The organism is Kitasatospora sp. NPDC049258 (assembly GCF_040678895.1).
Lineage (GTDB): Bacteria > Actinomycetota > Actinomycetes > Streptomycetales > Streptomycetaceae > Kitasatospora.
This window is the reverse complement of the sequence record NZ_JBFAQT010000017.1, coordinates 91,152-110,553: the sequence shown is the minus strand read 5'-3', so window position 1 is coordinate 110,553 and position 19,402 is coordinate 91,152. Positions and strand designations below refer to the sequence as shown.

Annotated in this window: 21 protein-coding genes; 10 read left to right on the top strand and 11 right to left on the bottom strand. The window is 74.9% G+C overall.

Annotated features, from left to right (window positions below):
• Positions 1-75: 75 nt before the first annotated feature.
• Genes AB0K43_RS17225 through AB0K43_RS17215 form a run of 3 tightly spaced genes read left to right on the top strand, consistent with a single transcriptional unit; the run spans position 76 to position 2,529 of the window.
• Positions 76-555: a hypothetical protein gene (locus AB0K43_RS17225; protein ID WP_363640456.1), complete on the top strand. Its 480-nt coding sequence runs from the start codon at positions 76-78 to the stop codon at positions 553-555.
• On the top strand, positions 548-1,819 hold the full coding sequence (locus AB0K43_RS17220; RefSeq protein WP_363640454.1) for an MAB_1171c family putative transporter: 1,272 nt from the start codon (positions 548-550) through the stop codon (positions 1,817-1,819). Before AB0K43_RS17225 ends, AB0K43_RS17220 begins: the two co-directional genes overlap by 8 nt.
• The gene (locus AB0K43_RS17215; RefSeq protein WP_363640452.1) at positions 1,816-2,529 is read left to right on the top strand and encodes an oxygenase MpaB family protein; all 714 of its coding nucleotides are present in this window, start codon (positions 1,816-1,818) and stop codon (positions 2,527-2,529) included. The genes AB0K43_RS17220 and AB0K43_RS17215 overlap by 4 nt, the downstream gene beginning before the upstream one ends.
• 18 nt (positions 2,530-2,547) lie before the next feature.
• Here the strand turns inward: AB0K43_RS17215 and AB0K43_RS17210 are convergent, their stop codons facing one another.
• Together AB0K43_RS17210 and AB0K43_RS17205 are read right to left on the bottom strand one after the other, a co-directional pair.
• Positions 2,548-3,180, bottom strand: coding sequence for a response regulator transcription factor (locus AB0K43_RS17210; protein ID WP_363640450.1), 633 nt, complete (start codon positions 3,178-3,180; stop codon positions 2,548-2,550).
• Complete coding sequence (locus tag AB0K43_RS17205) at positions 3,177-4,418, bottom strand: sensor histidine kinase (protein WP_363640543.1); 1,242 nt, start codon at positions 4,416-4,418, stop codon at positions 3,177-3,179. Before AB0K43_RS17205 ends, AB0K43_RS17210 begins: the two co-directional genes overlap by 4 nt.
• Before the next feature lie 284 nt (positions 4,419-4,702).
• Between AB0K43_RS17205 and AB0K43_RS17200 the strand changes: the two genes are divergently transcribed.
• Positions 4,703-5,269: a heme-binding protein gene (locus AB0K43_RS17200; RefSeq protein WP_363640448.1), complete on the top strand. Its 567-nt coding sequence runs from the start codon at positions 4,703-4,705 to the stop codon at positions 5,267-5,269.
• 79 nt (positions 5,270-5,348) lie between these two features.
• Here AB0K43_RS17200 and AB0K43_RS17195 read toward each other — a convergent pair whose 3' ends face one another.
• Both AB0K43_RS17195 and AB0K43_RS17190 read right to left on the bottom strand, forming a co-directional pair.
• Positions 5,349-5,795 (bottom strand): hypothetical protein, encoded by a 447-nt coding sequence (locus AB0K43_RS17195; RefSeq protein WP_363640446.1) that lies wholly within the window; start codon positions 5,793-5,795, stop codon positions 5,349-5,351.
• 118 nt (positions 5,796-5,913) lie between these two features.
• On the bottom strand, positions 5,914-6,312 hold the full coding sequence (locus tag AB0K43_RS17190) for an ACT domain-containing protein (protein WP_363640444.1): 399 nt from the start codon (positions 6,310-6,312) through the stop codon (positions 5,914-5,916).
• A gap of 424 nt (positions 6,313-6,736) precedes the next feature.
• Between AB0K43_RS17190 and AB0K43_RS17185 the strand changes: the two genes are divergently transcribed.
• Positions 6,737-7,369 (top strand): PadR family transcriptional regulator, encoded by a 633-nt coding sequence (locus AB0K43_RS17185; RefSeq protein WP_363640442.1) that lies wholly within the window; start codon positions 6,737-6,739, stop codon positions 7,367-7,369.
• A gap of 27 nt (positions 7,370-7,396) precedes the next feature.
• Here AB0K43_RS17185 and AB0K43_RS17180 read toward each other — a convergent pair whose 3' ends face one another.
• Entirely contained in the window at positions 7,397-7,696 is a 300-nt protein-coding gene (locus AB0K43_RS17180) for a hypothetical protein (RefSeq protein WP_363640440.1), read from the bottom strand.
• Positions 7,697-8,090: 394 nt separating this feature from the next.
• Here AB0K43_RS17180 and AB0K43_RS17175 point away from each other — a divergent pair, with 394 nt between their 5' ends.
• The gene (locus tag AB0K43_RS17175; RefSeq protein ID WP_363640438.1) at positions 8,091-8,789 is read left to right on the top strand and encodes a bifunctional DNA primase/polymerase; all 699 of its coding nucleotides are present in this window, start codon (positions 8,091-8,093) and stop codon (positions 8,787-8,789) included.
• Between the two features lie 45 nt (positions 8,790-8,834).
• Here AB0K43_RS17175 and map read toward each other — a convergent pair whose 3' ends face one another.
• The gene (gene map / locus AB0K43_RS17170) at positions 8,835-9,680 is read right to left on the bottom strand and encodes a type I methionyl aminopeptidase (protein ID WP_363640436.1); all 846 of its coding nucleotides are present in this window, start codon (positions 9,678-9,680) and stop codon (positions 8,835-8,837) included.
• Positions 9,681-9,816: 136 nt separating this feature from the next.
• Between map and AB0K43_RS17165 the strand changes: the two genes are divergently transcribed.
• Positions 9,817-10,047: a hypothetical protein gene (locus AB0K43_RS17165; RefSeq protein WP_363640434.1), complete on the top strand. Its 231-nt coding sequence runs from the start codon at positions 9,817-9,819 to the stop codon at positions 10,045-10,047.
• A 49-nt stretch (positions 10,048-10,096) separates the two neighbouring features.
• On the opposite strand, the gene AB0K43_RS17160 is transcribed toward AB0K43_RS17165, so the two are convergent.
• Together AB0K43_RS17160 and AB0K43_RS17155 are read right to left on the bottom strand one after the other, a co-directional pair.
• On the bottom strand, positions 10,097-11,443 hold the full coding sequence (locus AB0K43_RS17160; protein WP_363640432.1) for an MFS transporter: 1,347 nt from the start codon (positions 11,441-11,443) through the stop codon (positions 10,097-10,099).
• 76 nt (positions 11,444-11,519) lie between these two features.
• On the bottom strand, positions 11,520-12,101 hold the full coding sequence (locus AB0K43_RS17155) for a hypothetical protein (protein ID WP_363640430.1): 582 nt from the start codon (positions 12,099-12,101) through the stop codon (positions 11,520-11,522).
• A gap of 47 nt (positions 12,102-12,148) precedes the next feature.
• Between AB0K43_RS17155 and npdG the strand changes: the two genes are divergently transcribed.
• Together npdG and AB0K43_RS17145 are read left to right on the top strand one after the other, a co-directional pair.
• Entirely contained in the window at positions 12,149-12,853 is a 705-nt protein-coding gene (npdG, locus tag AB0K43_RS17150) for an NADPH-dependent F420 reductase (RefSeq protein WP_363640428.1), read from the top strand.
• Positions 12,854-12,964: 111 nt separating this feature from the next.
• Positions 12,965-13,153 (top strand): hypothetical protein, encoded by a 189-nt coding sequence (locus AB0K43_RS17145; RefSeq protein WP_363640426.1) that lies wholly within the window; start codon positions 12,965-12,967, stop codon positions 13,151-13,153.
• Positions 13,154-13,175: 22 nt separating this feature from the next.
• Here the strand turns inward: AB0K43_RS17145 and AB0K43_RS17140 are convergent, their stop codons facing one another.
• Positions 13,176-13,985: a site-2 protease family protein gene (locus tag AB0K43_RS17140; protein ID WP_363640424.1), complete on the bottom strand. Its 810-nt coding sequence runs from the start codon at positions 13,983-13,985 to the stop codon at positions 13,176-13,178.
• A 153-nt stretch (positions 13,986-14,138) separates the two neighbouring features.
• On the opposite strand from AB0K43_RS17140, the gene AB0K43_RS17135 reads away from it, so the two are divergent.
• Positions 14,139-17,525 carry a BTAD domain-containing putative transcriptional regulator gene (locus AB0K43_RS17135; RefSeq protein WP_363640422.1) on the top strand — a complete coding sequence of 1,129 codons (3,387 nt, stop codon included), beginning with the start codon at positions 14,139-14,141 and terminating at the stop codon, positions 17,523-17,525.
• A gap of 21 nt (positions 17,526-17,546) precedes the next feature.
• Here AB0K43_RS17135 and AB0K43_RS17130 read toward each other — a convergent pair whose 3' ends face one another.
• Together AB0K43_RS17130 and AB0K43_RS17125 are read right to left on the bottom strand one after the other, a co-directional pair.
• Positions 17,547-18,356, bottom strand: a complete 810-nt coding sequence (locus tag AB0K43_RS17130; protein WP_363640420.1) for an ABC transporter permease — start codon at positions 18,354-18,356, stop codon at positions 17,547-17,549.
• Complete coding sequence (locus AB0K43_RS17125) at positions 18,353-19,366, bottom strand: ATP-binding cassette domain-containing protein (RefSeq protein ID WP_363640418.1); 1,014 nt, start codon at positions 19,364-19,366, stop codon at positions 18,353-18,355. Before AB0K43_RS17125 ends, AB0K43_RS17130 begins: the two co-directional genes overlap by 4 nt.
• Positions 19,367-19,402: the final 36 nt, after the last annotated feature.

Here is a 19,402-nt window from a genome sequence, read left to right as displayed (position 1 = left end):
CCGCTGGGGAAGTGGCGGCGGCCGGAGGGGGACCACGTGCAAGGTGTAGGACGTACCCGTCGCCGGATGCGGTCCGTGGCAAGACAGTTGGGGCTGCCCCCGCTGAGCACGGTGGAGGAGCTGTGCGCGGCGGTGGCCGACCGCTCCGGACGGCCGGTACGGCTGGCGCCCCGGCGGATGCGGGTGGGGGAGCCGTCCGGCTTCGTCGAGCGCCGGGCCGACGCGGATGTGATCCACTTCGAGCAGGAGACCTCCGGCCTGCACCAGGCGCACATCATCTGCCACGAGCTGGCCCACCTGCTCTGCGGCCACCTGGCCGAGGTGCCACCGCCGGGCCGGGGCGACGGGTCGGACCTGGTCGAGGTGGAACTCCCCACCATCGACCCGGAGATGCTCCGACTGGTCCTCGGCCGCTCGCACTACGACGACGCGGCCGAACAGGAGGCGGAGGTGCTCGGCGCCGAGCTGATGCGGATCCTGGTCCTCGCCCCGGGCGCCGGGACCACCTCCCAGCTGGCACCCGCCCTGGAGCACCGCAAGGGCCAGCATGTCTGAACTCCCCTTCGACCTCGGCTACCTCGCCATCGGCACCGCCGCCTGGGTGGTCGCCGGCCTCAAGATCCGGGCCTGGCGCCGGGAGCCCTCCCGCGGCCTGCTGGTGGTCGCCCTGGCGATCGCCTCGCCCGCCACCGCCTTCGTCCTGGCCGCCCCGGCCCTCTACCGCGCGGTCGACCGGGTCACCCTGATCGGCAACCTGGCGACGCTGCTGGTCTACCTCGCCATCACGGGCTTCTCCGCCGCCGCCATGGTGCTCGCACTGATCTGGACCCCGCCCGCCCGCCGGGCCGGCACCGTGGTGTGGGACACGGCACCGGCCGACACCTGGCGCCGCGCGCGCCGCCGGCTGCTGCTGTTCGGTCTGCTCGGGCCGGCCATGGCGGCGCTGTTCCTGCTGGGCGGCCCGTACCGCCCGGAGACACCGCTGACCTTCGACACCGCCTTCGCCGGGACGCCCGCGACCGCGCTGTTCCTGGCGCTCTACCAGGGCCTGTTCGCCTTCGCGCTGCTCGACATCGGCCGGGTCTGCCGCGGGCACGCCGCCCGGCTGCCGATCGGCCCGCTGCGCCGGGGCATCCGGCGGATCGCCTTCGGCGCTCTCACCGCCTGCGGCTACGTGCTGTGCAAGATCCTCGCGATCGGCGCGGCCGGCGCCGGGCTCACCGGCCTGGACTGGCTGAGCACCGGCCTCGGCCCGGTCTTCGCCGCCGCCGGAGCCGTCCTGATCACCACGGGCTTCGCCGGGCCGGCGGTCGCCGCCTGGCTGCGCCGCCGCCGCGACTACCACGCGCTGCGCCCGCTCTGGGACCTGGTCTACCGGGCGGACCGCCGGCTGGCCCTGGAATCGCCCCCGTCGGCCCGGACCGAACGCCTGGCCGTGCGCGACCTGGAGTGGCGCACGGCCAGGCGCGGGCTGGAGATCCGCGACGGCCAGCTGACGCTGCGGCCCTGGGTGGACCCGGCGGTCGTCGTGGCCGCCGGTGGGATCGCCGAGCGGGCCGGTCTGGACGAGGCCGAGCGCTCGGCGCTGGTGGTCGCCGCGGCCCTGCGCTCGGCCGTGCTGGCCCTGAACGCCGGCGAGCTGCCCCGCCCGCGCGAGGAGCAGGCCACCCTGCCCGGCCTGGACGCGGAGCCCGCCGGGGAGCGGGCGCACCTGGTGCGGGTCGCCCACCGCCTGGACGGCCCGCTGACCGCCCAAGCGCTGACCGCCGGGGCGCCAGGGGCACCAGGGGCGCCTGGGGCACCCGGGGCGTCCCGGTGAGCGGGGCGGCCGGCGGGCGCGACCCGTACGCGCGGCTGGTCCTGGAGAGCCTGCCGCAGGCGGCCCGGGTCGGGCTCACGCTGGGCTTCATCCGGACCTTCGCCGTGCCGGAGATCGCCGCCGTGCTGCGGGCGACCGGCCGGATGGCCGATCTGCCGAAGGCCCGGGCCAAGGCCACCGGGGCGGCGATGTTCGCCCTGATCGACCACGGCCCGCACAGCGCGCAGGGCGCCCGGATCGTCGCCGAACTCCGCCGGGTCCACGAACGCCCGGGTATCACCGGCGAGTTGATGCACTACGTGCTGGCCTGCTTCACCGTCAGCCCGCTGCGCTTCGTCGGCGCGTACGGGCCCCGGGCGGTCACCGCCGAGGAGCGGGAGGCGGCGTACGGCTTCCACCGGGCACTCGCGCAGGCGCTCGGCCTGCCCGCGACGCCCGCCGCCGGGCTGCCGGGACTGGAGCGCTGGATGGGGGAGTTCGAGCGCACCCGGTTCGCCCCCAGCGCGGCCGGCCGGGAGCTCTGGCAGGCGACCAGCGGGCTGCTGGCCTCCCGGCTGCCCGGCCCCGCCGCCCGGTTGGCGCCCACGGTGGCGGCGGTGCTGCTGGACGATCCGGTGCGTGCGGCCCTCGGGGTGCGCCGCCCGCCCGCACCGGTACGGGCGGTGGTGGTCCGGGGCCTGCGGCTCCTGGCCCGGCGCCACGCGGTCTGAACGGTCAGCGCGGCATCGTCACCGCAGCAGCCGCCGCTCGGTGGCCGTGGCCACCGCGCCGGCGCGGGTGTCGACCCCCAACTTGGCGTAGATCCGGCCGAGATGGGTCTTGACGGTGGCCTCGCTGATGAACAGGGCGCGGGCGATCTCCCGGTTGCCGTGGCCCTGGGCGAGCTGGGCCAGGATGTCCAGCTCGCGGTCGGTGAGCTGGGGGGCCGGTGCCCGCATCTGGGACATCACCCGGGTGGCGACCGGCGCCGACAGGGCGGTCCGGCCCTGGGCGGCGGCATGGATGGCGGCGAACAGCTCCTCCGGACGCTCGGCCTTGAGCAGATAGCCGGTGGCGCCGGCGGCGATCGCCCGGGTGATGTCGGCGTCGGTGTCGTAGGTGGTGAGCACCAGCACCCGGGTGTCCGGGCCGGCCGCGGTGATCCGCCGGGTGGCCTCGATGCCGTCGATGCCCGCGCCGAGCTGGAGGTCCATCAGCACCACGTCCGGCCGCAGCCGGGCGGCCAGCGCGATCGCCTCCTCGCCGCTGCCGGCCTCGCCGGCCACCTCGATCCCGGGGGCGCTGGCGAGCAGGGCCAGCAGCCCGGCCCGGACCACCGCGTGGTCGTCGCACACCAGCAGCCGTACGGTCGTCGGGTTCACCGCGCCTCCACCGGTGCGCCGGCCGGCGCCGCGAGCGGGATCGAGGCGGAGACCACGGTGCCCTCCCCGGGGGCGCTCTCCACGGTCAGCGCGCCGCCGAGCTGCCGCAGCCTGGCCCGCATCGCCGGCAGCCCGTGACCGCGCCCGGTGCCCCCGTCCGGCTGTGAGCCGGCTGTGCCGCCGTCGACGGCGAAGCCGCGTCCGTCGTCGGCGATGTCCAGCACGGCCTGCTCGCCCAGGTACGACAGGGTCAGCGCAGCCGTCCGGGCACCGGCGTGCTCGCGCACGTTGGCCAGCGCGCCCTGTGCGATCCGCAGCAGGGCGGCCTGCGCGGCGGCGGGCAGCGGCACCGGCGCGCCGTCGATGTGGCAGCGCACCGGGCGTCCGCTCTCGGCGCTCTCCCGCTCGGCGAGCGCGCGCAGGGCGGAGTCCAGGGTGCCGCCGTCGGCGAGCTCGGCGGGGGCGAGGTCATGGACGAAGCGGCGCGCCTCGGCGAGGTTGCGGCCGGTGATCGCGGTCGCGGTACGGACGTGGCCGCGCGCCGTCGCCAGGTCCTGCTCCCAGGTGCGGTCGGCGGCCTGCAGCAGCATCTGCTGGCTGGACAGCCCCTGCGCCAGGGTGTCGTGGATCTCCATCGCGAGCCGCTCCCGTTCGGCCAGGGCGCCTTCGCGCCGCTCGGTGGCGGCGAGTTCGCGGCGGGTACTGATCAGGTCGTCGATCAGGGCGCGCTGCCGGGCGGCCTGGCGCTCCATGTACAGGAAGACGGCCGTGGCCAGGGCCGCCACGGTCGGCGGCAGCAGCGGCAGGGTGGGGTCGAAGCCGTCGGCCAGCCGGAGTTCGGCGGCCACCACCAGGGCGGTCATCGCGGCGACCACCGGGATGGCCGCCCGGGCCGGCAGCGCCCGCAGCACGGTGTAGATCAGCGGGATGGCGCACCAGGCGAAGCTGGGCGCGGTCAGCACCAGGACCGCCCAGCTGCCGAGCACCGCGCCCAGGCCGGCCAGCTCGGCCGGACGCCGGCCCTGGCCGGCGGGTCGGCCCGGTCGGCCCGGTCGGCCCGGTCGACGTGGTCGACGTGGTCGACGTGGTCCGGGCGGTCGGCGGGTGGGCAGCAGCAGGTGCCCCGCCGCCAGCGCGAGGCCGAGGCCGACCACCCAAGGTGTCCGGCCGGCCGACCAGTGGTGGGACAGGTAGCGGGTGAGCGAGGCGGTGAGCAGCAGCAGGAAGGCGATCCGCATCACCGTGGCCAGCCACCCCACGTCGGGGTCGTCGGCCGGGGGCCGATGGTCGTGCACGTGACTCTCCTCGCCTGCTGCTGCCGGGCCGCCGACCGGCTCTTCCTCTGGCATGGTGGCCCGCCGCCGGGCCCCGCGCATCAGCCGATCGGTCGACCCGCTCGTCATCCATGATGCCTGCGCGCTCGGGCCGGTCCGCCGACCCGAGCGCCCCGGTACGGGCCGCAGGATCGAAGCAGAGCGGGAGCCGAGCGGGCTTCCGGAGCCGATGTCGAGGGAGCCGAAGCATGAAGAAGATGAGCCTGCGGGCCCGGGTGGTCACCGGTGCCGTGGCGGTCGCGGCGCTGGGCGCCGGCACCCTGGGCGCCGTGTCGGCCAGCGCCGAGACGGCCGCCGCCCAGCCGAACCAGGCCCCGGCGGCCGTCCGGGCGGACGCCGCCAACCGCAACCTCACCGAGTCCACCGGCCTGACCGTGGAGGCCGCCACCAAGGCGGCGCAGGCCGCGCTGGACGCCGCGCAGAAGAGCGGCCAGCACGTCTCGGTCGCGGTGGTGGACCGCAACGGCGTCACCCGGGTGCTGCTGAAGGGTGACGGCGCCGGGCCGCAGTCGCCGGAGTCGGCCGAGCGCAAGGCGTTCACCGCGGTCTCCTGGAACGCGCCCACCTCGGAGCTCGTCAAGCGGCTGGCCACCACGCCGAACCTGAAGGACATCCCGGGCACCCTGTTCCTGGGTGGCGGCGCCCCGGTGCAGGCCAAGGGCGCGCCGATCGCGGCCGTCGGGGTGGCGGGCGCGCCCAGCGGCGACCTGGACGAGCAGTTCGCGCAGGCGGGCGTGGCGGCGCTCGGCAAGTAGCCCTCGCGGCAACCGGGCCCGGGGCCGCTCTTCGGAGCGGCCCCGGGCCCCGGTCGTCGGGGGTCCGCAAGCGGCTGCCTCAGTAGTAGCTCGGCTGGTCCGACCGGTAGACGCACAGCGCCCAGATCACGAACACGTCCAGCGCGATCAGCACCAGGGACCAGAGCGGGTAGTAGGGCAGCGAGAGGAAGCTGCCGAGCATGCTCAGCGAGGCGAAGAAGATGCCCGCGATCCGGGCCCAGGTGGACGCCCGCAGCAGCGCGAAGCCGGTCAGTGCCACCAGCAGGCCGAGGATCAGGTGGATCCAGCCCCAGCTGGTCAGGTCCAACCGGAAGACGTAGCGGGGGGTGGAGACGAAGACGTCGTCGTCGGCGATGGCCATGATCCCCTGGAAGATCTCCAGGATCCCGTTGACGATCAGCACCACGGCGGCGAACAGCACCAGCCCGCTGACCCAGGGACTGTTGCCGGACGCGCTGGGCCGGCCGGCCGGTGAAGGCGCGGTGGGGCCGGGGGCAGTACTCATGGATCCTCCTCGGCGTGAGGCCGTTGTCACCCGACCTTCGGCCTGCCCCGCCCCGCCGCGCAATCGGGCGCCGCCATCGGGGTGACGCCCCGCGACGGCGCCGGGGCGAGCGCGGCGATCAGGCGCGACGGGCCGCCAGGTCGCGCAGCGCGGCCACCGCCCGGTCGGCCTGCTCGGCGCCGACGAACAGGTGGTCGTGGTGGAAGCCGGCCACCACGTTGCAGCTGATGCCCTGCTCGGCGAGGTGGCCGGCGACGGCCGCGGTGAGCCCGACGGCGTCCAGCGCGGAGTGGATCTGCAGGGTGATCCAGGCGGCCACGTAGTCGTACCGCAGCCCCAGCGCGTCGGCCTCCTCCTGCGTCACCACGACGGTCGGCCCCTCGGGTTCGCTGACCGTCACCACCGGCCGCAGCCCTGCCGGGATCCGGCCGGGGAGGGTGCAGTACACGTACCGGCCCGGGTTGAGCACCGGTTGCATCCCGCCGAGCAGCTTCTGGAGATCGCGTTCGCCTGCCATGCGGCCACGGTAGTGCGTGCGGCACCGCCCCGGGCCGTTTCGGATTGCCGGCCTGGCGTGTCGAGGGCCCGGGGCTGCGCCGACCCGCGCGCCCGAAGGTCGACGCTCACCGACCCGGCTCCCGAGGTGGCCACCACGTCGGTCCGGTCCAGCCGACCGCGCAGCGCGGCGGCGCCGGGAAGTCGCCGGCCGGGAGGTGCTCCAGCACGGCTCGCTCGGCACGGGCATGCGCCCCATCTTCGCGGTTCGCCGTCCCCCGCCCGGCGCGCCGTGTGCCGCGGCGGCAGCAACAGTGACGCGTGCTCGAAGAGTGTTGTCTTCCGACAGTCACCGATATATCGTTGAGTTATCGAGATGCTTCGTTCGGAGGCGTCCGGCAACGGGAGGTGGTGCGCTCATGCGCCCAGGAATGCGGAATCGCGGAATGGGCCGTCGGGGACGGCGGCCGGAGATCGAGGGGGCCTTCGGGGAGGGTTTCGAGGGCCGGGAGGCGTTCGGGCCGTTCGGCGGCCCGGGTGGGCCGGGGAGGTTCGGGCCGGGGCCCTTCGGCCCTGGGCCGGGCTTCGGCGGGCACGGCCGGGGCGGCCACGGTCGCGGTGGCGGCCGGCGCGGCGGCCGGGCGCGGCGCGGGGACGTGCGTGCCTCGCTGCTCGCGCTGCTGAAGGAGCGTCCGATGCACGGCTACGAGATGATCACCGAGATCGGTGAGCGGACGGGAGGCGCCTGGCGCCCCAGCCCGGGGTCGGTCTACCCCACCCTCCAGCTGCTGGAGGAGGAGGGCAAGGTCACGGCTCAGGAGGTCGCCGGCAAGCGGCTGTTCGAGCTGACCGAGGCCGGCCGCGCGGAGGCCGACGCGGGCGCCGAGTCCCCGTGGGCCGAGGCCGGCCGGGGGATCGACTGGGAGGCCGTGCAGGAGGTCGGCGAGGCGATGGCGGCCGTCAACAACGCCATCCGCCAGGTCATGACCACCGGCACGGAGGCCCAGCGCACCCAGGGTCTGGCCGTCCTGGCCGAGACCAAGAAGAAGCTCTACCTGATCCTCGCCGAGGAGGCCTGAGCAAGGCTCGGGCCCGGTGGGCGGGGATCAGGAGGCGTCGGTGCCCGGAGTGGCCCCGGCCGGCCTGCCGGACCACGGCAGCCGGTCGGTCCAGTCGCCCCGGGCGCCGGCCCCGCCCTCCGGGTCGTACTCGTAGCGCCAGCGCCAGCGCCCCTTGGCGTCGTACTCCTTGGCCCGCCGGTAGACCAGCGTGCTGGCCGGCAGGCCGCTGTGGGCGGGCACCGGCACCCGGTAGAAGCGGCCGACATTGTGGAACGGGTTCAGCAGGATCGGCAGCACCCGGCCGTCCAGCGGCCCGCCGACGAATGCGGTGTCCTTGCTCTTCACGTCGTCCAGGGTACGTGTGCCCCGGGCAGCTCTCGTGCGGGTCAGGGGCGGGCGGTGTGCAGCAGATGTGACCGGCGCAGCACCTCCCCCGGTCATCCGGACCGCCCCGGCACCCTTATCCTGCTCTGTACGCCTCCGGGGCATACCCGGGTCCGCGGGCCCCGTACGGGCCGGGTCGGGTGCCTGTGCGCCTGCCCGCCGAGCCGCAACTCTCGTTCTTCCGTACCGTGCCCCGGCGTCGGCCGCCCGGCGATCCCGGCATCCGGCCGGTGGCGGACGTGCCGTCCGGCGGCGCCCGGGAAGCCTGGGGCGCGTTCCGGCGTTACGTCGGATGTTGCGTCGGTCGCTGTGTCACACCAGGCACGGCAGGTCACGGCAGTTCGGAAGGGGCCCGATGGAAGCCAGCAGCAGGTGGACCACCTGGTGGCGGCGTGACCGGCAGCAGGAACGCCAGGTCACGGGTGGGGACGCGGCGACCCGGCTGGATCTGCTGCTGGGCGCGGTCCGGGCCGGCTTCCCGCTGGCGCCCGCCGCGCACCCGGCCGGCCACCGATGTTCCTGCGACCGGATCGGCTGTCCGGCTCCGGCCCAGCACCCGGTCTCCTTCGCCTGGCAGTCCCAGGCGACCACCGACCCGGAGCAGCTGGCCCGCTGGCTCTCGCGCGACCCGCAGGCGAACTTCATCACCGCCACCGGCCGCGCCCACGACGTGCTCGACGTCCCCGCGTCGGCCGGTGAGCTCGCGCTGGAGCGGCTGGACGAGCTCGGCATCGGCGGCCCGGTCGCCGTGGTCGGCGACGACCGCTACCTCTTCTTCACCGCCACCCGCGGCACCCCGGTCGACGAGGACGAGTGGTGGACCAGCGCGCTGGACTCCACCCCGGACACCATGTCCGAGCACCCCGGCCTGCGCTGGCACTGCCGCGGCTCCTACACCCTGCTCCCGCCGGCCGCCCTCGCGGACGGCACCGAGGTCCGCTGGGTGCGCGGCCCCGAGCAGCCGCTGCCGGACCCGCTGCGGGTCCTCGACGTCCTCACCGACGCCTGCACCGAGGTCGGCGCGGTGGCCGAGGAGCAGTGGCTGATCGGCTGACCGGCCGACCGGGGGCGCGGGCACCCGCGCCCCCCGCAGCAGCGGCTACGGCAGGGTGAGGATCTCCGCGCCGTCGGCCGTGACGACCAGCGTGTGCTCGAACTGGGCGGTGCGCTTGCGGTCCTTGGTGACCACCGTCCAGCCGTCGGCCCAGACCTCGTAGTCGTAGGTGCCGAGGGTCAGCATCGGCTCGATGGTGAAGGTCATCCCGGGCTTGATCACCTCGGTGGCCCGCTCGCTGTCGTAGTGCGGGATGATCAGGCCGGAGTGGAACGAGGTGTTGATCCCGTGGCCGGTGAAGTCGCGGACCACGCCGTAGTCGAAGCGCTTGGCGTAGGACTCGATCACCCGGCCGATGACGTTCACCTGGCGGCCCGGCTTGACCGCCTTGATCGCCCGGGCGAGTGACTCCCGGGTGCGCTCGACCAGCAGCCGGGACTCCTCGTCCACCTCGCCGCACAGGTAGGTGGCGTTCAGGTCGCCGTGCACCCCGTGGATGAAGGCGGTGGCGTCGATGTTGACGATGTCGCCGTCCTGAAGGACCGTCGTGTCCGGGATCCCGTGGCAGATCACCTCGTTGACGGAGGTGCAGATCGACTTGGGGAAGCCCCGGTAGCCCAGGTCCGAGGGGTACGCGCCGTGGTCGCACATGTACTCGTGGGCGACCACGTCCAAGGCGTCGGTGGTGACCCCGGGCTCGATCAGCTTGGCGGCCTCCGCCATCGCCCGGGCCGCGATCCGGCCGGCGATCCGCATCTTCTCGATGGTCTCCTCGCTCTGCACCTCGGGCCCGGTGTACGGCGCGGGGGCCGGCCGTCCGACGTACTCGGGGCGCGCGATGTGCGCGGGGACCTTGCGGACGGGGGACACGGTGCCGGGTACCAGAGACATGTCCGCGAGTCTATCGGCCGCACCCCCACGGCCCCGGCCGTGTGTGCGAGGCGGGTGGCGGGAATGATCGACTCGGTACGGCAGGACGATCGGCACCGCGGCCGATCGACGGACCACGACGAACGGGAGACGCGAGATGGCGCTGGGATTCGGCCGCAAGCCCACCGGAAAGCCGGGGGAGTGGTTCTACTGCATCAAGCACCACCAGGTCGAGGAGGGCCCGGACTGCCCGGCCAAGGACCGGCTCGGCCCGTACGCCACCCGGGAGGAGGCCGCCCACGCGCTGGAGACCGCCGCCGAGCGCAACCGCGAGTGGCGCAGCGACCCGCGCTGGCAGGACGGCGCGCCCGACGACCGGGACGCCTGACCCGCCGGGCACACCCGGCGCACCCGGTGCGCCGAGGCGCCGCCGACCGTCAGGCCGCCGGCACGGCCGACTCGGCCAGGCGGTCGGCGGCCAGCGCCTCGTGCTCGGCCCGGACGGCGGCCGCGTGCTCGTCGGTGCGGTCGTCGTAGGCCAGCAGCCGCGGCAGCGCGGCCGCCAGCGCGACCACGCCGAGCACGCAGGCCGCACCGCCCATCCAGATCGAGCCGCGGACCCCGACCAGCCCGGCCATCCCGCCGGCCCGGACCTGGCCCAGCTGCGGGCCGACCGAGTAGCTGAGCAGTTCCACCCCGGCCATCCGGCCGCGCACCCCGTCCGGGATGGACTGGTTCCACATGGTCGAGCGGGCGGTGCCGGAGATCTGGTCCGCGCCGCCGGCCAGCGCGAGGCAGAGCAGCACCAGCCAGATGTTCGGGGCGAGGCCGGCCAGCACCATCGCCACGCCCCAGCCGAGCGCGGCCAGCACCAGCACCCGGCCGTGCCGGTGGAGCTGCGAGGTCCACCCGCTGGTCGCCGAGACCGCCAGGGCGCCGACCGCGGTGGCGCCGTACATCAGGCCGAGCGCCCAGTCGGCGTGCAGCTCGGAGGCGAAGAACGGGTAGATCGCCACCGGGAAGGCGAACAGCATCGCGCAGGTGTCGATCACATAGGTGCCCAGCAGGTCCTTGCGGCTCCAGGCGTACCGCACGCCGGTGATCACCGCCCGTACCGAGGGCTTGTCCGCGCCGGACGGCGGCGGCACGGCTCGCATCCGGGCCAGCAGCAGCAGCGAGACGACGAAGGTGAGCACGTCCAGCAGGAACGCGGTCTGCACGCCGGCGGTGGCCACCACGATGCCGGCCAGTGCCGGGCCGGCCACCGAACCGACGTTGCGGTACAGCGAGTTGAGCGCGAAGGCGGCGGTCAGCTGGTCGTGCGCGACGATCCGCGGGGTGAGCGAGTCGAGGGCCGGCCGCTGCAGGCCGTCGACGGCGGCCACCAGCGCGGCCACCAGGTAGATCGGCCACAGCAGCGGGCTCGGCAGCAGCGCGTTCAGCAGCAGCAGACCGGTCAGCAGCGCCAGTCCGGCCTCCGAGCAGAGCACCAGCTTGCGCCGGTCCAGCGCGTCGGCCAGGGCGCCGCCCCACAGGCCGAAGACGATCAGCGGTACCAGCTCGAAGGCGCCGACCAGGCCGACGGCGAAGGAGGAACCGGTGAGCTCCTTGATCTGGAGCGGCACCGCGACATAGGTCAGGAAGCTGCCGAACGAGGTGACGCATCCCGAGGTCCAGAGCAGCCGGAAGTCCCGGGAGGCTCGCCAGGGAGCCAGGTCGGGCAGCAGCTTGCGGGGCCCACGGGCGGGCGGGTCCGGCGGCGAGGCTTGGTAGGGGGAGGTCACAACCGGACATCATCGGCGCGGCCCCGTGCGCGGGCAAACGAATTAAGGGCTCACCGGTGCGGCGCCGCCCGCGGGCTCACCAGCGCGGCGCCGGCCGCCCCGTCAGCAGCCCGGCCAGCCGGCCCAGCCGCGGGCCCCGCCGCGGCCGGGCCCCGGCGGCCGCGCCGACCAGGTGCTGGATCAGGTCGAACGGCTCCGCGCCGACCCCCGGCACGGTGAGGCGCTGATGGGCCGTCGAGGCCCACTGCGGCTCGCCGTCGTCCAGCGCGAGCACGGTCGCGCCACCGCGCCGGGCGTCCTGGACCCGCTCCAGCAGCACCTCGTCGGCCGCCCCGGGAGCGACCACCAGCACGGTCGCCCCGCGCGGGCGCTCCACCAGCCGCTCCAGGCCGTGCGCCAGGTGCGCGGGGGCGCCCGGCGGGATGCTGCGCCGCAGCAGCACCGGGGCCAGCGCCGCGGCTCCGGACCAGCGGGCCTGCTCGTCCAGGTGCGCCGCCAGGTGCCAGGGCTCGTACCCGGTGGTGCCGACCAGCAGCAACCCGCCGAAGGGCCCGCGGGCCACCGCCCGGCGCAGCTCCCCACCGAACTCCCGGGCGCACTCCGGCCAGCCGGTGCCCGCCAAGGCCTCACGGAGTGCTGAAACTCTCAGTGCGTCCATGGCGCACAGCGTGGAGCAGCGGCCCCGGCTTTGGCAGGATCTTCGGCATGACGCACCCCGATTCAGTGAACGCACCGGCTGCCGCCGCCCCCTCCGCGCAGCCCGAGGTATCCCAGCTGGTGGTCGGTGTCCTGGGCGGCACCGGCGACCAGGGCCGCGGCCTGGCCTACCGGCTGGCCGCGGCCGGCCAGCAGGTGGTGATCGGCTCCCGGACGGCCGAGCGGGCCGAGGCGGCCGCCGCCGAGCTGGGCCCCGGGGTCCGCGGCGCGGACAACGCGACCTGCGCGCGGGAGAGCGACATCGTGATCGTCGCGGTGCCGTGGGACGGGCACGCCGCGACCCTCACGGCGCTGCGCGGCGAGCTGGCCGGCAAGATCGTCGTGGACTGCGTCAACCCGCTGGGCTTCGACAAGCAGGGCGCCTACGCGCTCAAGCCCGAGGAGGGCAGCGCCGCCCAGCAGGCCGCCGCGCTGCTGCCGGAGTCCCGGGTCACCGCCGCCTTCCACCACCTGTCGGCGGTGCTGCTGCAGGACCGCACCGTCGAGCGGATCGACACCGACGTGCTGGTGCTCGGCGACGAGCGCGCCGCCACCGATCTCGTCCAGGCGCTGGCCGAGCGGATCCCCGGCATGCGCGGGGTGTTCGCGGGCCGGCTGCGCAACGCCCACCAGGTGGAAGCCCTGGTGGCCAACCTGATCTCGGTCAACCGCCGCTACAAGGCCCACGCCGGCCTGCGGGTCACCGACATCTGAGCCGCGCCGCCGCGCTCACCCGAAGGGGCCCCTCGACCGGTCGAGGGGCCCCTTCGGGTGACAATGGATGGCGACCGTGTTCGTCCCCGGCCCTCTCCAGGAGCTCCCGCCATGCCCCGCAACGCCCTGCTCGCCTCGCTCGTCCTCGTGCTCGCCGTGACGGCGGCGGTGATCTCCTTCGTCGAGGGCAACTGGTTCGGGGTGATCTGGGTGCTGATGGCCGGCGTGGCCAGCAACATGGCCTGGTTCTACGTCCGCAAGGACCGCATCGAGCGCGCCCGCGCCGCCGAACAGGCCTGACCGGCCGAGCGGGCCCGAGCGGTCACCGCCAGAAGCGGAACAGCCCGTCGCCCACGGCCGTGTACAGGTTGTCGACCCCGAACAGGTTCATCACCGACAGGGTCAGCTCGCTCAGCCACTGCCCGGCCTCGGTCTGCCAGATCACCACGAACAGCGCCAGCATCCCGTACGGCGCGAACGGCTCCACCGCACGCCTGGTCCGGTACGAGAGCCAGGGCTCGACGATCCCGTAGCCGTCCAGGCCGGGGATCGGCAGCAGGTTGAGGATCGCGGCGGTGATCTGCAGGTAGGCCAGGAACGCCAGCGCCGCCGGGAACGGCGAGACCGGCACCTCGAAGCCCTGCACCGAGCTGGTGAGCGCCGGGTCGTCGAACCAGCCGCCGCCGACCATCACCAGCAGCAGCACGCCCAGGACCAGGTTGACCAGCGGCCCGGCCGCCGAGATCAGGCTGTGCTTGAGCCGGCCCTGGATCCGGTGCCGCTCGATGAAGACCGCGCCGCCGGGCAGGCCGATCCCGCCCATGATCACGAAGATCACCGGCAGGACGAAGCTCAGCAGCGCGTGCGCGTACTTGAACGGGTTGAGGGTCAGGTAGCCCTTCGCCCCTATGGTGATGTCACCGCCGTGCAGCGCGGTGCGGGCGTGCGCGTACTCGTGCAGGCACAGCGAGACCATCCAGCCCGCGACCACGAACAGGAAGACCCCGACCCGGGAGTTGCCGTGGCCGGTGGCCACCGCCCATCCGGAGGTGGCCAGGATCGCGAGCAGCACCCAGAAGACCGGGCTGATCCGGCTCTCCCCGCTGCGGCGGGCGGCGGTGGCGAAGGTCATGACTACGGGCTCCGGGGGCTGGCTGGGCACGGGCAGGGGACGATCATGTCAGGCCCCGGGCCGAAGCCGGCGGGACCCCAGGTGAACGTACGGCACGGGTGGCCCGTTCCGGGAGATCCCGAACGGAGTGCACGGCCGCGGGCGTCCACCACAATGGTGCCCGTGCACTACGGCATCCTCGGTACCACCACGGCCCACCACGACGACGGCACCCCGATCCCGCTCGGCGGGGCGCGCCTGCGCGCGCTGCTGGCCGCCCTGGTGCTGCGCCAGGGCCGGCCGGTCCCGGCCGACCTGCTGGTGGACGAGGTCTGGGGCGCCGACCCGCCGCAGGACTCCGCCGCCGCCCTGCAGACCCTGGTCGGCCGGCTGCGGCGCACGGTCGGCCGCGCCGAGGTCGGCTCCGGTCCGGCCGGCTACTGGCTGACCGGCCCCGGCACCGACGTCGGCGACTTCCAGCGGCTCGCCGACCAGGGCCGGCGCGCGCTCGCCGGGGGCGATCACGCCCGGGCCGCCGAGGATCTGCACGCCGCGCTCGCGCTGTGGCGCGGCCCCGCCCTCGCCGACCTGCCCGACCGCGGCGGCCCGGCCGCCCGGCTGGAGGCCCAGTACGACGAGGCCCGCCGGCAGCGGATCACCGCCGACCTGGCCCTCGGCCGGGCCGCCCGGGTCGCCGCCGAGCTGGCCGAACTCTGCGCCCAGCGGCCGCTGGACGAGCAGCTCCAGGCGCTGCTGATCCGGGCCCTGCACCAGGACGGCCGCACCGCCGAGGCGCTCCAGCAGTACGAGAACGCCCGCCGGGTGCTCGCCGACCGGCTGGGTGCCGACCCGGGCCCGCCGCTGCAGGCCCTGCACCGGCAGCTGCTCGCCCCGGAGCCGGCCGCGCCCCCGGCCACCGAGGCCCCGGCGGCTTCCACCCGGCCGGCCGTTGCCCCCCAGCAGGCCACGGCCCCCGAGGCCGCCCGCCGGCCCCGCTCCGGCGGCAACCTGCGCCCCCGGCTGACCAGCTTCGTCGGCCGCGACGGCGACCTCGCCGCGCTCGGCCGGGCCCTCGCCGCCGGCCGGCTGACCACCCTCACCGGCCCCGGCGGCTCCGGCAAGACCAGGCTCTCGGTCGAGGCCGGCCGGGCCGCGCAGGCCGAGGGCGACTGGCCGGACGGCGTCTGGCTGGCCGAGCTGGCCCCGCTGGAGGACCCGGCGGCGGTGCCCGGCGCGGTGGTCTCCGCGCTGGGGCTGCGCGAGACCGTGGTGCACACCGCCGGCGCCGTCGCCGAGGCGATCGAGCCGCGCGAGGCCGATCCGCTGCGCCGGATCGTCGACCACTGCGCCCGCCGCCGGATGCTGCTGGTCCTGGACAACTGCGAGCACCTGATCCAGGCCGCCGCCGATCTGGCCGACCGGCTGCTCGCCGAGTGCCCGGGCCTGACCGTGCTGGCCACCAGCCGGGAGCCGCTCGGCGTGCCCGGCGAGACGGTCCTGCCGGTGGAGCCGCTGCCCGCCGGCGCCGCGCTGCGCCTGCTGGCCGAGCGCGGCGCCGCCGCCCGGCCGGGCTTCGAGCCGGCCGAGGACCAGCAGGCCTGCGCCGAGATCTGCCGCCGGCTGGACGGCCTCCCGCTCGCCATCGAGCTGGCCGCCGCCCGGCTGCGCGGACTCACCCCCCGGCAGATAGCCGATCGCCTGGACGGCCGGTTCGCCCTGCTGACCGCCGGCTCGCGGACCTTGCTGCCCCGGCAGCAGACCCTGCGCGCGGTGGTCGACTGGAGCTGGGACCTGCTCGGCAAGCGCGAGCGGGCGGTGCTGCGGCGGTTCGCGGTCTTCGCCGGCGGCTGCACCCTGGAGAGCGCCGAGCAGGTCCTCGCCGACGGGGCCGAGGTGCCCGCCGAGGAGGTCGCCGACCTGCTGCTCTCGCTGGTCGACAAGTCGCTGCTGGTGGCCGGCCTCGGCCGGCAGCCGCGGTACTGGCTGCTGGAGACGATCCACGAGTACGCCGCCGAGCGGCTGGCCGAATCCGGCGAGGAGGCCGAGGTGGCGGGCCGCCACACCGCCTCCTACCGCGAGCTGGTGCGCACCGCGGACCAGCGCATGCACGGCCCCGGGCAACTGCACTGGCTGGCCGTGCTGGAGCGCGAGCAGGACAACGTCCGGGCCGCGCTGCGCCGCGTGGTGGACGCCGGCGACGAGCAGCAGGCGCTGGTGATCGCCCTCGGGATGAGCTGGTTCTGGTCGCTGCGCGACTTCCGCAAGGAGGCGCTCGCCTGGTACGAGCTGGTCTGCCCGCTCGGGCCCGACCCGTTCGCCGTCGGCGCCCCGCCGCCGGTGCCGCTGGAGCTGGACCCGGTCGACGTGCCGCTGCCGCTGCCGCCGGAGCAGCTGGCGGAGGCCCGCCGCCAGATCCACCTGCACCGGATGGTCGCGCGGTTCACCGGGGACACCTCCGGGTTCACCGACCCGTCGGTGATCGAGCTCTCCGAGCGGGTGCTGGCGCTCTACACCCCGGACCTGCCGCAGTCCTTCCGGTTCCCGGCGCTGCTGCGGCTGTTCGCGGCCTTCGTGACCGGGGAGATGGCGGGTCTGCGGACGCTGCTGGACCAGGCGGTGGAGGGGGCCCGCCGGCACGGCCGTCCGGTCGACCTGGCCTTCGTCCTGCAGATGCGGGCCCGGATGCTGAACGACTGGGTGGGCGGCCTGGAGCAGGCGGTCCGGGACAGCGAGGAGGCGCTGGCGCTGTCCATCGGGCAGGGCGACAGCTGGGGCATGTCCGAGGCGTACTCCTCCAAGGCGGAGAACCTGGCCAAGCGCGGCGACGCGGCCGGCTCCGCCGAGGCCTACCGGCGGGCGATCGAGCTGGTCGAGGAGATCGGCGCCCCGCAGGAGGTGCCGCTGCTGCGGGCCCGGCTCGGCGAGGCGGTCTACGAGGCCGACCCGGTGGAGGGCGAGCGGCTGATCCGCGCCTCGCTGACCGAGGTCGGGCCGGGCCAGTCGCGGGACGGCACGCTGCTGTACGGCCGGCTGCTGCTGTGCAACATCCACGTGCAGCGCGGCGAGTACGCGCAGGCGCTCGCCGAGCTGGACCAGCTGGCCGAGGTCGAGGGCAGCTTCGGCCCGATGGTGCCGGAGGTCCTCGACTCCATCGTGTCCTGCGTGCGCGGTTGGGTGACCGCCCGGGCGGGTGACCCGGCGGCCGGCCTCGCCCTGCTGTCCGAGGGCCGCCGGCGGATCGTCGGGCTGGACGGTGTCGGCTCGGTCTTCGTCGAGCACATGACCATGATGCTGCTGCTGCCCGCGGCAGGGATCCTGCACGCCTACGCCCGGCAGTTCGAGGACCTCCCGGCGGCCCGGCACGGCGCCGTGATGCTGGGCGCGCACCTGGCGCTGCACGGCGCCCTGGGCTCGATCATGGAGCAGCAGACCCGGGCCAGCGAGGGCCAGGGCCTGGCGGAACTGCTCGGCGCCGGCGCCTACCAGGAGGCACTGGACGAGGGCGGCCGCCTCTCGCTCACGGAGGCGACCGCCCTGCTCAACGATCCCGGGGCGTTCTGAGCCCGGTCGGGCCCGCCGGGCTCAGGTCCGCTTGCGGTACCGGGCCACCGCCAGCGGCGCGGTGACGGCGGTGATCGCCACCGACCAGACCAGCACGATCGTCACCGAGTGGGCCAGCGGCCCGCCGTTGATCAGGCTGCGGCAGGCGTCGGCCAGCGCCGAGAGCGGGTTGTACTCGGTGAAGGCCTGCAGCCAGCCCGGCATGGTGGTGGTGGGCGCGAAGATCGAGCTGCCGAACTGCAGCGGCATGATCACCAGCATCCCCACCCCCTGGACGGCCGGGGCGCTGCGCAGCGACATGCCCAGCAGCATCGAGATCCACACGATCGACATGCCGAACAGCAGGGACAGGCCGACCGCCGCGAGCAACTCGGCGAACCCGGTCCTGATCTGCAGCCCGATCAGCATCGCGAAGCCGATCAGGATGGTGAAGGAGAGCAGCGCCCGGCAGGTCTCCGCAGCGATCTTCGAGAGCAGCACCGCGGACCGGCCGATCGGCAGGGTGCGGAAGCGGTCCATCACCCCGGTCTGGAAGTCGCTGTTGAGGCCGGTGCCGACCGACATCGCCAGGTTGAGGCCGGTGGTGCCGAGCAGGCCGGGGATCATGTACTGGATGTAGTCCTGCTGGCTGCCGGAGACCGCGCCGCCGAAGACGTAGACGAACAGCACGGTGAAGACGATCGGGATCAGCAGGGCGTCCAGCATGGACTCCGGGTCGGCCTTGATCCGCATCAGGTTGCGCCGGGTCAGCGCTCCGACGTGGCGCAGGTTGGCGCGCAGGCCGATCCGGGAGTCGTCGAGGTGGCCCAGGGCCAGGGTCGCGGCGCTCATGCCACGGGCTCCTTCGTACGGGTCGGGGCGGTGCCGGCGGCGGCCGACTTGCCGGTGATGGCCAGGAACACCTCGTCCAGGCTGGGGAGTTCGGTGTCGATGCCCGCGATGCCGAAGCCGCGGGTGCCGAGCACGCCGACCACGGCGGTGAGTTGCTCCTCGCCGGTGAGCGGCACCGAGAGCAGGCCGGTGTCGAGGGAGAAGGTGGCGCCGATGCCGGACTCGTGCAGGCAGCGGGCCATCTCCGGCAGTTCGGCCGGGAGCACCGGTCGCACCTGCAGGGTCCGGCCGCCGACCTGGGTCTTCAGCTCCTCGATCCCGCCGTTGGCGATCACCCGGCCGCGGTCGATGACGGTCAGCTCGTGGGCGAGCTGCTCCGCCTCCTCCATGTACTGGGTGGTGAGCAGGACGGTCGAGCCCTCGCCCACCATCCGCTGCACCTCGTCCCAGACCTCGTTGCGGGTGCGCGGGTCGAGGCCGGTGGTGGGTTCGTCCAGGTAGAGCACCCGGGGCCGGCCGATCATGCTCGCGGCCAGGTCGAGCCGGCGGCGCATGCCGCCGGAGTAGGTCTTGGCGGGGCGCTTGGCGGCCTCGGTGAGCGAGAAGCGCTCCAGCAGCTCGGCGGCGCGGGCCTTGGCCTCCTTGCCGGAGAGGTCGAGCAGCCGGCCGATCAGGTAGAGGTTCTCGTAGCCGGAGAGCAGCTCGTCGACCGAGGCGTACTGGCCGGTCAGGCCGATGGTCCGGCGCAGCTGCTTGGGCTGGCGCAGTACGTCGTAGCCGCCGACGACGGCGGTGCCGGCGTCCGGCTTGATCAGGGTGGAGAGCACCCGGACCAGGGTGGTCTTGCCGGCGCCGTTCGGGCCGAGCAGCCCGAGCACGGTGCCCTCGCGGACGGTGAGGTCGACGCCGTCGAGCGCCTTGGTCGCGCCGTAGTGCTTGACGATGCCGCGGACCTCGACGGCGTTGGCGGCGGAGCCCCGGTCGATCGGGGCGATGGCGATTCCTGTCATGCCGTCAGGCTGCCCGGTCGCGCTGTCAGCCCGCTG

What these genes read in the sequence shown, in the direction of transcription:
- AB0K43_RS17145 (WP_363640426.1), top strand. Translation starts at nt 12,965, where the DNA reads ATGCCCCGCAACGCCCTGCTCGCCTCGCTCGTCCTCGTGCTCGCCGTG.
- AB0K43_RS17220 (WP_363640454.1), top strand. Translation starts at nt 548, where the DNA reads ATGTCTGAACTCCCCTTCGACCTCGGCTACCTCGCCATCGGCACCGCC.
- AB0K43_RS17135 (WP_363640422.1), top strand. Translation starts at nt 14,139, where the DNA reads ATGGTGCCCGTGCACTACGGCATCCTCGGTACCACCACGGCCCACCAC.
- AB0K43_RS17200 (WP_363640448.1), top strand. Translation starts at nt 4,703, where the DNA reads ATGAAGAAGATGAGCCTGCGGGCCCGGGTGGTCACCGGTGCCGTGGCG.
- AB0K43_RS17130 (WP_363640420.1), bottom strand. Translation starts at nt 18,356, where the DNA reads ATGAGCGCCGCGACCCTGGCCCTGGGCCACCTCGACGACTCCCGGATC.
- AB0K43_RS17165 (WP_363640434.1), top strand. Translation starts at nt 9,817, where the DNA reads ATGGCGCTGGGATTCGGCCGCAAGCCCACCGGAAAGCCGGGGGAGTGG.
- AB0K43_RS17205 (WP_363640543.1), bottom strand. Translation starts at nt 4,418, where the DNA reads ATGCGGATCGCCTTCCTGCTGCTGCTCACCGCCTCGCTCACCCGCTAC.
- AB0K43_RS17175 (WP_363640438.1), top strand. Translation starts at nt 8,091, where the DNA reads ATGGAAGCCAGCAGCAGGTGGACCACCTGGTGGCGGCGTGACCGGCAG.
- AB0K43_RS17155 (WP_363640430.1), bottom strand. Translation starts at nt 12,101, where the DNA reads ATGGACGCACTGAGAGTTTCAGCACTCCGTGAGGCCTTGGCGGGCACC.
- npdG (WP_363640428.1), top strand. Translation starts at nt 12,149, where the DNA reads ATGACGCACCCCGATTCAGTGAACGCACCGGCTGCCGCCGCCCCCTCC.
- AB0K43_RS17195 (WP_363640446.1), bottom strand. Translation starts at nt 5,795, where the DNA reads ATGAGTACTGCCCCCGGCCCCACCGCGCCTTCACCGGCCGGCCGGCCC.
- AB0K43_RS17190 (WP_363640444.1), bottom strand. Translation starts at nt 6,312, where the DNA reads ATGGCAGGCGAACGCGATCTCCAGAAGCTGCTCGGCGGGATGCAACCG.
- AB0K43_RS17125 (WP_363640418.1), bottom strand. Translation starts at nt 19,366, where the DNA reads ATGACAGGAATCGCCATCGCCCCGATCGACCGGGGCTCCGCCGCCAAC.
- map (WP_363640436.1), bottom strand. Translation starts at nt 9,680, where the DNA reads ATGTCTCTGGTACCCGGCACCGTGTCCCCCGTCCGCAAGGTCCCCGCG.
- AB0K43_RS17185 (WP_363640442.1), top strand. Translation starts at nt 6,737, where the DNA reads ATGGGCCGTCGGGGACGGCGGCCGGAGATCGAGGGGGCCTTCGGGGAG.
- AB0K43_RS17140 (WP_363640424.1), bottom strand. Translation starts at nt 13,985, where the DNA reads ATGACCTTCGCCACCGCCGCCCGCCGCAGCGGGGAGAGCCGGATCAGC.